The 14,314-nt window shown below is 39.9% G+C and carries 14 protein-coding genes; 4 read left to right on the top strand and 10 right to left on the bottom strand.

Translation table 11 applies throughout. The features are described 5' to 3' along the window. Window positions 1–15: 15 nt before the first annotated feature. From F885_RS19890 to F885_RS20395, 6 genes are all read right to left on the bottom strand, one after another. Window positions 16–1,329: a restriction endonuclease subunit S gene (locus tag F885_RS19890; protein WP_005312111.1), complete on the bottom strand. Its 1,314-nt coding sequence runs from the start codon at window positions 1,327–1,329 to the stop codon at window positions 16–18. Next, entirely contained in the window at window positions 1,326–2,879 is a 1,554-nt protein-coding gene (locus tag F885_RS19895; RefSeq protein WP_005206893.1) for a type I restriction-modification system subunit M, read from the bottom strand. The genes F885_RS19890 and F885_RS19895 overlap by 4 nt, the downstream gene beginning before the upstream one ends. Window positions 2,880–3,066: 187 nt before the next feature. Next, window positions 3,067–3,969: a recombination directionality factor gene (locus tag F885_RS19900; RefSeq protein ID WP_005206892.1), complete on the bottom strand. Its 903-nt coding sequence runs from the start codon at window positions 3,967–3,969 to the stop codon at window positions 3,067–3,069. 182 nt (window positions 3,970–4,151) lie between these two features. After that, entirely contained in the window at window positions 4,152–5,192 is a 1,041-nt protein-coding gene (locus F885_RS19905) for a YqaJ viral recombinase family nuclease (protein ID WP_005206891.1), read from the bottom strand. A 177-nt stretch (window positions 5,193–5,369) separates the two neighbouring features. After that, window positions 5,370–6,413 (bottom strand): DUF932 domain-containing protein, encoded by a 1,044-nt coding sequence (locus tag F885_RS19910; protein WP_005206890.1) that lies wholly within the window; start codon window positions 6,411–6,413, stop codon window positions 5,370–5,372. 59 nt (window positions 6,414–6,472) lie between these two features. After that, entirely contained in the window at window positions 6,473–6,760 is a 288-nt protein-coding gene (locus F885_RS20395; protein WP_081400810.1) for a hypothetical protein, read from the bottom strand. A gap of 244 nt (window positions 6,761–7,004) precedes the next feature. Between F885_RS20395 and F885_RS20960 the strand changes: the two genes are divergently transcribed. From F885_RS20960 to F885_RS19930, 4 genes are all read left to right on the top strand, one after another. Next, window positions 7,005–7,157, top strand: coding sequence for a hypothetical protein (locus F885_RS20960; RefSeq protein ID WP_005206888.1), 153 nt, complete (start codon window positions 7,005–7,007; stop codon window positions 7,155–7,157). Continuing rightward, window positions 7,141–7,350, top strand: coding sequence for a hypothetical protein (locus tag F885_RS20870; protein ID WP_157411972.1), 210 nt, complete (start codon window positions 7,141–7,143; stop codon window positions 7,348–7,350). The genes F885_RS20960 and F885_RS20870 overlap by 17 nt, the downstream gene beginning before the upstream one ends. Window positions 7,351–7,404: 54 nt before the next feature. Then, a protein-coding gene (locus tag F885_RS20390; protein ID WP_085944219.1) for an IS3 family transposase occupies window positions 7,405–8,549 on the top strand; the annotation gives its coding sequence in 2 pieces (ribosomal slippage) (window positions 7,405–7,669 and window positions 7,669–8,549; 1,146 coding nt in all). 588 nt (window positions 8,550–9,137) lie between these two features. Beyond that, window positions 9,138–9,521, top strand: a complete 384-nt coding sequence (locus F885_RS19930; protein WP_005312106.1) for a carboxymuconolactone decarboxylase family protein — start codon at window positions 9,138–9,140, stop codon at window positions 9,519–9,521. Window positions 9,522–9,637: 116 nt separating this feature from the next. Here the strand turns inward: F885_RS19930 and F885_RS19935 are convergent, their stop codons facing one another. From F885_RS19935 to F885_RS20385, 4 genes are all read right to left on the bottom strand, one after another. Next, on the bottom strand, window positions 9,638–10,522 hold the full coding sequence (locus F885_RS19935; RefSeq protein WP_005312104.1) for a LysR family transcriptional regulator: 885 nt from the start codon (window positions 10,520–10,522) through the stop codon (window positions 9,638–9,640). Window positions 10,523–10,543: 21 nt separating this feature from the next. Next, a complete protein-coding gene (locus F885_RS19940; RefSeq protein ID WP_005206856.1) occupies window positions 10,544–11,269 on the bottom strand; it encodes a helix-turn-helix domain-containing protein in 726 nt (241 codons plus the stop codon). A 192-nt stretch (window positions 11,270–11,461) separates the two neighbouring features. Beyond that, a complete protein-coding gene (locus F885_RS19945) occupies window positions 11,462–11,851 on the bottom strand; it encodes an outer membrane protein assembly factor BamE (RefSeq protein WP_005312102.1) in 390 nt (129 codons plus the stop codon). Between the two features lie 70 nt (window positions 11,852–11,921). Further along, window positions 11,922–14,314: YadA-like family protein (locus F885_RS20385; protein WP_005312100.1), on the bottom strand; the 2,393-nt coding region annotated here is incomplete at its 5' end.

Raw genomic sequence — 14,314 nt, 5'->3', positions numbered from 1 at the left:
GGTGCTCCACAAATATCAATGTGATGGGATAGATGACTGAGGAAAACTTAATAGCAAATCACGGTAATACTCATACTGTTTTTGGCGTAGCTCAATTTCACGTGGTAAACCTTCAGTAATTGAACTGGTTAAAGTATCGAATTTATCTAAAATAGTGACAATTCGCTTTTGCTCATCAAGGTGAGGAATTGGAACATAAAAAGAAAAGAGTTTACTACTTTCAATAGATGCTACAGATCCGCCTGTTTTCCTAGCTGCCCGCAAAATATCCTCCCCTCTTGATCTAATCATATGTGCAAGGTAACTAGGCATAATATGGTTGTGTGGTATTACAGCTTTCATGTCTTGATTAAGTGCAACAGGTACAGGAATTAGTGCACTTGGCAGTAATTTATCTAAAATACTTGAGCGAACAACTATTGCAATTGAGTTTGCTGGTACTAACTTTGTCGAAGAGTTTTCAATCGCATCTTCGGTAATATAGTCCTGAGCTGAATCAACAATTGGTCGCCCCATATCTTTAGGCGAAACCCATGGGATAGTTCCATTTTCCCAATAATCACTATGGCTTTTAGATGGAGTTCCCCCACCGTACCAAGTACCAACATCTCTCAACGTCATCCATTTAGCCTCTATCCGCCGTCCGCTCTCGTCCGAAGGCGATTGTGCTTCGCTCATATCAAATGTCAATAATTTATCTCTAAAATATTGATATTGTTGATTTCTCAGTTTAAGCTCCGCAGTCAGCTCCGCAGTCAGCTCCGCAGTCATAGCAGTAAATGCATCCAAAATTCGTACAATTTCGGCTTGAATTTCAAGGGATTTTTTAGGATTCTCTGGGCTTGGAATGGGGATTTGAAATTTTCTAAAACCATCCATATCTACAGAGGCAAAACTTGACATCGTTGTATTTTTTTTACACCAATCTGCCAATAAAAAACAATAATAAAAAATAAACTTCATATCAAAAACTTTTACATAGCTATCTTTCAAACTTAAATTGGTAAACCTTTGATTTGCCAAATATGGAACAGTAATTAATGCATGTTCACCAATCGTGGCCGATGTTGAAATTATGATGGAATTGGCAGGAAATAATTTCCCCCCTTTTACAGCACTTTCCGAGATTTTTTGTAATGAGTCTCCAAGGATTTGACCATTCTCGCGGATGTCATCCATCCTAAACCACGGAACAGAACCATTTTCCCAAAATTCTTTTTTTGATGTCGATGGTGTATAGCCATTTTTTAAATGAAATATTTCTGAAACTGCTTTCCATTCAACCTGTGCGCCATCAAGTAGCTTTTGCATAAAATCTGTATTACTCATACCACGTCTTCCCCTTCAATCTCTGCCACTATCGCATCAATCTCTTTACGAAGTTGATCAATTTTAGTCACAGTGGTTTTTAACTCGGCATTAAGCTGAAAAATATCCACCTTTTCACGCGTGTCTTTGGCTTCAACATAGCTACTCACGGACAGATTATAATCGTTGGATTGAATCGCCTCTAAAGGTACAGACTGGGCAAAATGGTCTAAATTGGCCTTGCTGTCAAACACCTGCATGATCTGTTCAATGTGTTCATTTGTCAGAGTATTGGTATTGGTTTCTTTTTTGAATAACCCACCAGCATCTATAAACTGGGTTGTAGTGTCTGTTTTATGTTTGGATAGAACCAGAATGGTGACAGCAATGGTGGTGCCATAAAACAAGTTCGATGCAAGCGAAATGACCGTTTCTACATAGTTATTATCTACCAAATATTGGCGAATTTTCTGCTCAGCACCACCTCGGTAAAAAATACCAGGGAAGCACACAATGGCCGCTCGACCCTTAGCAGATAAATAACTTAAGGTATGAAGCACAAAGGCAAAATCGGCTTTAGATTTGGGAGCAAGTACGCCTGCTGGGGCAAAGCGTTCATCATTGATTAAAGTGGGGTCATCCGAACCAATCCATTTCACCGAATACGGTGGGTTAGACACAATCGCATCAAAAGGTTTGTCATCGCCAAAGTGAGGTTCTCTTAACGTATCGCCTAACTGGATATTAAACTTGTCGTAGTTAATGTTGTGCAAGAACATATTCATACGCGCAAGGTTGTAGGTCGTATGATTGAGCTCTTGTCCAAAAAAACCGTCTTCTATAATGTGAGCATCAAAATGTTTTTTGGCTTGTAAAAGTAAAGAACCCGAACCACAAGCAGGATCATAAATTTTATTGACGCTGGTTTGTTTGTGCATGGCAAGCTGGGCAATCAACTTTGACACATGCTGCGGAGTAAAAAATTCTCCTCCTGATTTTCCTGCATTGGCTGCATAGTTAGAAATCAGAAACTCGTAAGCATCACCAAACAGGTCGATATGACTGCCTTGAAAATCCCCAAAATGTAACCCTGCTACGCCCTTGAGCACAGCAGCCAAGCGGATATTTTTATCTTTGACAGTATTACCCAAACGGTTACTGGTTGTGTCAAAGTCAGCAAATAGGCCTTTAATGTCCTGCTCCGACGGGTAGCCATTGGCAGAACTTTCTATAGCAGCAAAGATAGCAGCTAAGTCAGTATTCAAACTCTCGTTATTATTCGCATTTTTAGCAATATTGCCGAACAATTGACTTGGGTAGATGAAGTAACCCTTGGTTTTAATCGCATCGTCTTTGATATCTGTAGTAATAACTTGGTCAGAAAGTTCAGCATATTTAATGCTGTCGTCACCGCCTTCGATATAACTGGCAAAATTTTCACTAATAAAACGATAAAATAGCGTACCTAAAACATATTGCTTGAAGTCCCAGCCATCAACTGCGCCACGGACATCGTTGGCTATCTGCCAGATTTGGCGTTGCAGTGCTGCGCGTTGTTGGGTACTGGTCATTTACAAATCCTGTAAAAAAAAATAAGAATCAAAGTTAAAACGAATATTAACCTATAAGTTAATATTCAAATACAAGATAAATCAACAATTAGACCTGATTACCCACTCATTCATTTAGCATCAGGCAGATATAAAAAATAAAGGGAGCCGAAGCTCCCAAGTTTATCAATTCTGTAATTCAACCATCTTAATTCACCACCCTCACACTCTGCTGCAACCCCTGCTGAATATCCTGCACAAACCCTTCAGGTGAACCTTGTTGCTCTACCGTCAGGTTCTGCTCTTGTTCAGGAAAGTACTCCTCCAGCACGTCTAACCCTTCTTGTATATCCATCTCAAACCGTGCATTGGCAAAACCTCGTCTGGCAATATGATCCAGTGCCTCCTGATAAAACCCTGCCTGCTTGCTCTGTTCATCAATTTGCTTGGCTTGAGTAATGGCATCATTCAGGCTAATACCCTCTCGTAAAGTTAGATCCACGTAGTACACCGGCTGGCGATAGCTTTGTGTGGTACTTTTCCCTCTTAAAGTGAGTTGCAATGGTAGGCACGACAGTAAGCCTCCTGAAGCTGCACTGTAGTAACTCAAGCGTGCTGCCAAAGTCCGAATACTGTTAAAGCCTGTGGTTCTAAAGATAAATGTTCCAAACTCATCCGAGTCATCCAAATTCACATGCAAACGTCCATAAGGCTTGCAATTCCCTCCTTGAGCCAATGGACATAAATCAGGTGATGGACAGGGATGTTGCTCGACCCCTTGATTGGTTAAACGTTGGCAGGTTTCACCATTACCTACACAAACAGGTCGACCGGTCTGCCGATCGAATAGGCTGTACTCCGCACGTAAGTTTAAATCAGGATCATTAAAGATCATTCTAACTGGAATGGTTCTAAGTTTTTGATTGGGTGCCTGCGCCCGAAGTTGTTCATCTAATGGATGTTTTATCCAGCCACTCTCTTTACTTTGAATCTGGGAAGTAATGGTGAACTGATCATCTTTTTCAGGTAGACGTTTGCCATTCTTTTCTACCATACGGCCAATACTGATACGTCCCAGAGCCGGTGGTGTAATCGCTAAACCTTTAATCATGGTTTGTAACTCCTAATATTTTTTTACTGCTGACCCTTTGTTATGTAAACAAATACAAAACCATTTAAAGATCAGATGAAATGCAAAGACCGCCATTATTAGTCCACCGCTCCTTCGGGAGTCGGTGGATCGGGGTGGTTTTTTGCGCTTTTTGGAAGATTAGAAATATCGATGCGATGAATTCAGTCATCTGTGTAGATCTGAAAACGTCGTGTACCTGTTTTGCTTTGCGGAAACTGCTCAAGCATTTCTGGGTGAAATTTGAGTAAGGCTTTGCTGTCTAAACTGATTGAATCTTTGGATTTCTTCCATGTCACTGAACCACTGACAAAGGTTGCTCGTTCAGCATCCCTCATCAACATCTGAATTTGATGCTTAGTTTCATCAAAATTGTTTTGATGTTTTTCAATGTGATGCTTTTCTTGAATCAGTTGAGCAAACAATTGATTGGCTTGTTCGTTATGACTCAAGTCTTCAACAGTCAACGGAATATGTTGTGGATAGAGCTGCTGTATGGCTTTGGCTGCCGATTCACTGGCATCCACATCAGGTGGTGTATCATTTTCCACACATTCCCAAAAGTAGCGTTCAGCATTGACGATATGCTCAATCACTGATTCCGAGCGTGTCACTTTGAAAATACGAGTTTCATGCCCACAGATCAGTACGCAAATATGTGCTGCTTTTTTACCTGTCACCGCCAATTGATGTTGTACCTGACACAGGACATATAAAGGCACACCATCTCGCCAAAGTTTGGCACCATATTCTCCTGCGGTTTTACATTCTAAAATTTGTACTTCATCACTGCCCACCACGGAGTAATCCAAATTAGCTAGCATGAAATGCTTATCCGCTTCGGGATGTTGCAGTACAGCATTGATACGACGGACTTTGTTGTTGGTGTGCATGCTGTAGTATTCAGCGACCAAAGGTTCAAGTTGCTTGCCCCAATATAAAGGTGCATGTCCTGAACTTTCATCTTCGATGGATTGTTTAACTCGCCCTGTTTTGATCATCCACAGTTCAAGCATCGACATATAGGGATTCAGCCCACATGCGGATGCACAGTCACTACTGCCGATTCCCTTGCGTCTTACTTCAAGCCATTCTGCCTGTGTCATATTTTTGGTATTCACTAGGCGTTTGGCTGTAAACAATTTTGGGGCAATAAAAGGTGTACTTGCTTGTTGAATGGAAGGATTTAATATTGCTGTATTCATGTTGAATTCCTGATTTTTAATTGAGCGTTATGAAGTCGTTTTGATCGAAATGACAAATTTCGGGCATAAAAAAACCACAGCCGAAGCTATGGTTTGATTATTCTTAAAATTTAATATTCCGTTTTAAAATAAGAATATAGGTCTAAATTTCCATGACTGAAAAATGTATTTGTCTCACTATGCAAGCATATTGAGTGCCTGCTCCAATCCTCGTTGTTTGATCGATGCACCAGCACCAAACCAAGCTGAATCGAGACGGTGATCAGTACTCATAGCTCTGCGTTCATGGTCAATAAATTCTGTGATGGAACACAGTAATCCATAGGCTGTTCCTTTGGAAGAGCTCAGCTCTGCACCACGCCCCTGACCGTTAAACATCTCCATCGCTTTACTCATCGATTTGGCATTCGGTTCAGATTTTTCCTTGCTATTGGCTTGGGCTTGCAAGGCTACATCACGGTAGAACTGAATGATGTTGTCCTCCTGATCTAATACGTTGTTCATGGTGTTGTTATTGAATACTGCATCAAAATAAGCAGAGGCTTCCATCTGACTAACCTTACGCTGTGTCAGTTGCTTCATTTCATACATGTGTTCATCCCATGCACGTACTGAAATACCCAATTGCTGTTTGACCTTATCTGCATCAAATTTAGTACTGTGTGGAACTTTGACCACACCTGCACTGCTATTTTGTCCTTTTAAGGCAATGGATAAAGTGTTGTTACAGACCACACGGATCGAGGTAAATTGTGCGGTGGTGGCAAGGGTTCCATCACATGCGGTTGCTAAAAGCATATAGCCATTACTGACATCTTTACCCTTTAACATAGAGGTTTGTCCAGTACGTGCCAATGCCCAGAATTTCTTTCCACCTTTCAATACACCTGCGGTTTCAAGCTCAAAGCCTGATTGCTCAGTGAGGTTGCGATAAAATTCTAAAATCTCTCTGGGTTGAACTTCCTGAAAGCGTTGACTGACGACTGACAGTGGAGCATGGGTATCAGAACGATAAAGGACTCGTTGTTCTTCATAGGGCATGATGATACTTTGCCCTCGTTCATTTTGAGCCATATAACTGACATTGGAGGATTCAATGCGCCAGTCCATGCCTGCTTGTTGTGCCCAGACTTCTATCGGTTGGTTTTGGGTGAGTTGGTTGCCGAGCCCATGCCAAGGGGTTTCTCCGACATACGCCATTTGTTCAATTTGATGTGACATCGTTTTATTCCTTTTAATTTGAAATTGAAATTTGAATCTGTGTTGATACGAATCAATCTTTAGTACAGAAGATGTGTTGGAAACTTTTGGTAGCAGTTATGGCAGAAGCATAAATTTTGCTGTGATGGTGTGCTTGATTCTGTGAATGAATTCAATACACTTCCCAAAACCGTTCCTGCGATTCCACCAATAATTGGTGGTAGATTGAATGTCTTTGCGACTGTTGTTCCTAATACTCCCAATGTGGTTGGGGTAACCAGACTAGATAAGGTTGTATTGGATTGTTGCGTACTTGCTTCAACCAACATCACATTCGTTGAATGGCAAAAGGGACAGCTCAAGCTCATAGCTCTACTCCTTAATTTTGGGCATAAAAAAACCTGCGGGGTGGCAGGCTTTGTTTTCATATATTCATGAATGGCTCGAAAAAGCTTCATGATTCTCATTAGGATGTTATGTATTTGAAATAATTTAGAATGTTATTCAGTCTACTTCGCTATTTGCATTTTTTTGATATTTTTCCGCCAACAGCTTTGCTGTGATTTTATTTAACAAATTTTATATTACCTCCATGCTGTAAAGGAGATAATCATGGCTAATTTATATCAATGTGCAGAATGTTACACAACACTCTATGGCGATGCTTTACCAGAAGGTGAATATTATAATTCTATCGTGAACGGTGAACTATGCTCTTCATGTCAAGCTGAGCAAGATGATGATTTTTATGACGATGATGATTGATATGAAGTTTTCAAACAACAAAGACATTCATCAATTCATTGTTAAACTTTTAAGGCAAGAATCTATCTATTTATCTAAAGGGAAAAAGCATAATTTTTTAATGATTAACAATAGGAAGTTAGCCATTCCATCTACGCCAAGTGATTTTAGAAGCTTTCAACAATTTAAACAAGAGGTGGATCAGGAAATTTGAACAACACTTATAAGTGATATTTTGCTCCCCAAATGATGTTATAAACATCAATATATGGAGTATTTTATGGCACGTAGACCAAGAAGAAATCATTCAAATGATTTTAAAGCTAAGGTAGCACTTGCTGCGATTAAAGCAGAAAAAACACTTGCTGAATTGAGTGCTGAATTTGATGTTCATCAAAACCAAATTATCGACTGGAAAAATCAACTGATTTCAGCTTCCTCGCAAGCTTTCGATCAATCAAAAGCTCCAACAGAACCACCCATCGATCTAAAAAAACTACATGCAAAAATCGGTGAGCAGGCATTAGAAATTGATTTTTTAGAAGGTGTGTTGAAGAAACTGGGCCGCTTCAACCACAAAAGTTAATCGATGACTCACTTCAGATTTCAGTATCTAAGCAAGCTCAGCTGCTGAAAGTCTCCCGTGGTTGTTATTACTATCGCCCAAAACCTGTGAGTGCATCAGATCTGAAGCTGATGCGGTGTATGGATGAGTTACATATGCAATACCCTTTTGCAGGTAGCCGTATGATGCGTGATTTGTTGAATCGTCAAGGACATCATATAGGACGACGTCATACACGTACTTTAATGAAGAAAATGGGCATTAATGCGTTATATTGCAAACCAAATTTAAGCCAGGCTAATCAAGCTCACCGCAAATATCCATATCTGCTCAAAGGATTGGCTATTCAGCGCAGTAATCAAGTGTGGTCTACGGATATAACGTATATCCCTATGGCAAAAGGCTTTGTTTATTTATGTGCTGTGATTGATTGGCATAGCCGCAAGGTACTTGCGCATAGAGTATCGATTAGTATGGAGGTTACATTTTGCATAGAAACATTAAATGAAGCTATTGAAAAATATGGTCGACCTGAAATATTTAATACAGACCAAGGCAGTCAGTTTACCAGTGATGCATTTATTGATGTATTGAAATCAAATGACATCCAAATCAGCATGGATGGTAAAGGTCGATGGGTTGATAATGTGATGGTTGAACGATTATGGCGGAGCGTTAAATATGAAGAGGTGTATCTCAAAGCCTACAGCAATGTTTTGGATGCGAAGAAGCAATTAAACGCATATTTTGAATTTTATAATTTGAAACGACCTCATTCGAGTCTGGACAAAATGACTCCAGATGAGTTTTACTATGACCAGCTACCACAACAAAATAAGGTAGCTTAACTAGAGCAGAGTATCACTTATAAATAAGCTTTTAGTTGTTCAAACATGTGGGACCACCTCTGTCTTCTGAAACGGTTAGAGCCAATGCGTCTTTCCCCATGTAAACTCCAATATTAAGCACGACAGACAGACTTATCGTTACAAATGAGATTGATCCGTATTTTTATTCTAGCTGAATTCATCAATAGAGAGGATCAAAATTGTAGCCTTTTTTTTAAAAAAATTTTTCAACTTTTTACTCGGTAGTAAAATACATACAAACTTATATTTATTTATCAGAATATTATAATTACAGAAAAATAATTTACAGTTACCATCAACACAGAAACAAGATCAAAAATCATCCAGCATAGAACATCAAATAGCATTGAAACCGCCTTGTCATTCATTTCCATTATGAGTCCGGTACATTGATATTTTCTAAAGCAAAAATTTGCTAGATATCGATCTCATCACTGCAACATATAAGCGCTTAATTCAAAATTTCAATGTCAGAATCAACGGCTTTAGCTTAGGTCATTATTTAGTTACTATGTGGACAATTTAAGAAACTATCTAATCTTTTCTCACCGCCAAAAGAGTAAAAATATGTCACAACAAGATTATGAAAATGGATTAAAAGTTCGTACTGAAGTGATGGGCGAATCCTTTGTCAAACGCGCACAGGATAATACCGTACCTTTTACGCAACCATTACAAGACTGGATCAATGAACATGCTTGGGGTTCAACATGGCAGCGTGAAGGTGTGCTACCGCGTAAATATCGCTCTCTTATAACCATCGCTTTCTTAACTGCACTGAAAAGTCCAACCGAGCTGAAAGGGCATATTCGTGGTGCATTGAACAATGGCGCAACGGTTGAGGAAATCCAAGAAGTGTTATTGCATAGCTTGCCATATTGTGGCGCACCTGCAACACAGGAGGCTTTCCGAGCAGCATTAGAAGTGATCAACGAATATCAAGCCCAATAGACTGAAATCAAAATCAAGCTAAAAGTCCTAATCACATTAGGGCTTTTAGCGCTTTCATTCATCAAAAATTAAAGCTATTCGGAAAACTTTTTTATTCGTAATACAATTCTGAGCAACTAAAAATAATGATTTTTCACGATCTCGATAAAAGCATTTGCTTCCTCATGATCAATATGTTGGGATTTGACTACACCTACATGCAAATCGAGAGAGAAATCATTTAATTCAATGATCTCCAACCCATCATGATTAACTATAAATTTATCAAATAAAGCTTTTGGATAAATACCGAAGCCATCACCATTCAAAATACTTTGTAATTGCAACTCAACTCCATAAATTTCTTTATTGATATAAAAACCTAACTTTCTTTCATATAAAAGTTTGGCTAAGCTTTCTCTAAAACAGCAATTTTCAGGGTGGAGTACCCATCCACGCTTACTACATTTTTCTAAACTATTATATTTATAACAGTCTCCTTTTCGAGCAACGATAACTAAGGGAAGCGTACCAACGTCAACAAAAGAAACTGAAGCAGCTAAGCTCAGGGTAGGTGGTAGCATCAACACCGCTAAATCAATTTCACCCGCATGAACTTGCTGAATAAGACCACTCCCCCATCCGCTATAAATATCAATGTCGTAATATGGATTAATTTTGTTGGATTCACTCATGACTAAGTCCAACAGATCATCAATCAATACTTGTGCAATACCAATCTTTATATTTTTTTTAATAATTTCACTACTTTCAGTATGAAAATTTTTGAGTGACTCAAACTGTCGCAATATAAAGCAACTTTTAAAATAAACCTTTTTTCCTAACTGGGTTAATTGTAATGGTCGTGTACCTCGATTGAACAAAACACCTTTAACAATCTCTTCCATATTAAAAATGCGTTTTGTCACCGTCGACTGATTGACGCCTAATTTCTCGGAAGCGACGGTAATAGACTGATGATCAGCTACATATATAAAAGTTTTTAAATCCCTAATATCCAAAACTTTATACCTCAGATCGAATTACTTTAAATACTTTCTAAACTGGCAAGGCGAACATCCAGTCCATCCTCTAAATGCGCGTGTAAAAGCACTGTGCTCCGTATAACCCAATGTATATGCGATATCAGACAAACTCACATTTTCATTTTTTAATAAAAACAAGGCTTTTTCATGTCTTTTTTGTTTAACTAATAATTTAAATTCTTCGCCTTCACTTCTTATTCTTTTAGATAACACCCGCGGTGTTAATCTCATTTTTTTTGCTACTTTAATAAGATAAGGTTCTCCTTCCGATAAAATATTGCTGATTTGAATATTCACTCTACCAATAAAATCTATCTTATCCTCACTTTTAAGTGGACAAGATGCAAAGAAGGCCTGCATACATAGTTCATCGAACTTTTTGCAAATCGTAACTGAGTCAAATAAATCACTGGTATATAAGGCATATTTATAGGCATCATCCAAGTCTGGTTCAAATATAAAGTGCGTATTCTCAACAACTAAACGATCTGTTAAACATTTAAACCCATCTAACAGATCTTGCCCAATAAAATCCTGATTTAATATTTCACAGCGATAAATCAAAACAATGCGAAAATGATCCAAAGACAAACTATTAATTAAAGAAAAAAACTTATCTATCTCCAAGAGAAAAAAAATTACTGCATGCTTTAGATCTTTATTGCCGACTTCAATAATATGCAGTCTTATATTTTTTTCACAATGTGAAAAAGTATGAAACATATTCTCCATCTCATATTTCAACTCTTAAGAGCTTATCAAACCTTGGTCTTATTTTTTTGACACTTTACATCCTATAAATAATCATTTTAGGAAAATTAAACAAACAGGTCTTTCTTCTCCTATTTGTTTAATTTAATTTTTGATCTAAACTTGCTAGTTACAAATAAATAATCACATGATTATCTCTTATCTTTAAACGATAGTGTTCTGACACTCATCTCCTTTCCATGATAAACGCTCTACTTTATATTTCTGATCAAAATCAATACGTAACTGGCAACGTTTATAGTCCTGTGTATTGGGTACGCGAATATCTAATACATAGTTCCACGTTTTGACTAGCATCAATCCTTCATTGAAATGTGGATTTCCTAAAATGTGGCGAAGCTGATCTTTATTCATTCCCACACCTAAACGCGCAACGTCATTCATTTCATAACGTTTAACCAATTTCAGATAACTTTTATCGACTTCCGGAAAAGTAACATCCTGTGCATGCATGGCATCTGTTTTGCTATGTGCTTGGCTTGGCAATACAGCACCCAATAAGCTAATCATCATTAAGGCTTTCATCTTTTTCATCTCGATTCTCACTTATTATTGTTTAAGTCAGGGAGAACCCTAAACGGCTCCCCCAAAGTTAAATAAATAATCAGTCAAATACACCGCTTAGACCGACTCGGAAGCTTGGATCGCCCTGAGAAGCTGCTGCAACACCAGTTGTGAGTGACCATCGGCCGTTATCTGCGGTCTTACGCAGTGTTAGACCCACGGCATTTTCACCACCATGGTAAGCAGCCCCAACGGCATAGGTATATTTACCTGAAATATACGGCGCGGTTTCCAGTGCCATTGCTGCTGCAACTCCTGCATTCGCCATTTTTTTGACATCGTCAATCCGTTGATTGGTGTCGTAGAAGGCCTGTTGCATTTGATCGCCAAGGTTTGTGATTCGATCACCTAATGCCTGATCGGCATTATTAAGTGCATTGAGTGCATCACCGACATTGTCATGTTTTCCACCCGCAACCTCATAACTCGGCGCTGTCCAACCTGCACTTGGATCATAACCCGCTCCGCCACCTAAGGCCTTAGCTACATTTTCATAAGATTTATGCAATTGGCTACCGTTAATTGCATCTTTTGAATCTGGTGTAATTGCCCCTTCAGCCACAGCTGTAACTTTCCTGCTTCCTGCATCAATACCACCTTTGGTGATACTTGGTCCTTCCGCGATACGAACACCATCTGCTGCAATCGTAGTTCCACCTGCACCGCCTACATTGACTTGGTTGGCAGCAGTCACACTATCAACCTGAATGTCTTTGGCTAAACCGACTTCATAATCCTTACTGCCATCAGCTTTGGTCGTTTCGTTTACGCTAATGTTGCCATCTTTATTGCTGACCGTTGATTTGGCTGCTGCAGCCGCACCTCGAACTGAGTTGATTGCATCATCAATGTTGTTTTTACCCGTACCACCCACATTACTGGTCGTAATTGAGCCGTCTGGATTCACTTTGGCATTACCTCCGACCACGTTTTTCACGCTGTCTGCAACACCATGTAATTGACCACCGTTGATCGCATCTTTAGAACCTGCTGCAATAGTCCCATCGGCGACACCCGTAACTTTGTTATCACCTGCATCAATCCCGTCTTTAGTCACGCTTGGACCGCCTGCAATGGTTAAACCATCGCCATTGATGACCGTATCACCCGCAGTCACGCTATCGACTTTAACGTCCTTCGATAAGCCAACTTCATAATCCGTACTGCCATCTGCATTTTGACGACTACTTACAGTGACATTTTCGTCGCCAGCCGCTTTACTTACCGTGGTTTTGGCCTCTTGTGCAGCTTTACCCACAGCGCCAATTGCATCATTGATGTTGTCTTTTCCTGTTCCACCAATGTTGCTTGTGCTAATGCTGCCATCAGGATTCACCGTGGTATTTCCACCGATTGCTCCAGCAACACTATCTGCAACACCTTTTAACTGGCTGCCATTGATTGCATCTTGTGAATCAGTTGCAATACGCCCTGGTGCAACACCTGTAATCACCGTATTGCCTGCATCTATGCCTCTTGCACTAATACGTGGGCCAACGCTATTCCCCATCGGGTCAGCGAAACCGAGACCATCCTGACCAAGAATCGTGGTGTTTCCAGCTTGATCTTTTAAGCTCACACCTTTGGCATCCAGAATGGTTTCATTGCCGTCTGCATCTGTTGCTGTCACGCTGTCAAACTTCACATCTTTTGCAGTGGCAACTTCATAGTTGGTACTGCCATCTGCATTCTTGCTCTGTGTGACAACAATGTTGTCTCCTTCGGTGACCGTAGTTTTCGCTGCTACTGCCTGACCACGAACAGAATCAATTGCATCATGGATATTGTTTTTACCTGTATTTCCAACATCACTGGTGGTGATTGAACCATCTGGATTTAAGCTTGTTTTTCCTCCAATAGAGGTTTTAACGCTATCCGCAACACCATGCAACTGACCGCCATTGATCGCTTCGGTTGAACCTGCTGCAATCGTGCCATCTGCAACACCACTGATCTTGCCTGTCACGCCATCAATATTCACATCACCGACTTGAACAGAATCAAAAGACACATCATCTTTGGTCGCTACGTTATAGATGTCTTGACCATCAGCACCTGTAGTTTTAGTGACGGTGACGTTCTTACCTTCTGTCACCTCGGTTTTCGCAGCTGCAGCTTCACCTTGAATCGCATCGGCAACTGTATCGTAGCCTTTGCCACTCACTGTAAATGGACCATTCAGCTTACCGCCTTCATTGGTCACGCCACCACCCAAGATATCGCCTGTAGATGCAACGCTATCATTCAGCTGACCACCATTCACAGCATCTTTAGAGCCTGCTGCAACTGTGCCATCTGTAACTCCACTGATTTTGCCTGTGGTTCCATCAATATTCACATCACCCACTTGAACCGAATCAAATGACACATCATCTTTGGTCGCAACGTTGTAGATGTCTTGACCATCGGCACCTGTGGTTTTAGTCACCGTGA

Source organism: Acinetobacter higginsii, assembly GCF_000369845.1.
GTDB lineage: Bacteria > Pseudomonadota > Gammaproteobacteria > Pseudomonadales > Moraxellaceae > Acinetobacter > Acinetobacter higginsii.
Note: the sequence above shows the minus strand (reverse complement) of the source record. Positions and strands in the feature narration are given on the sequence as shown.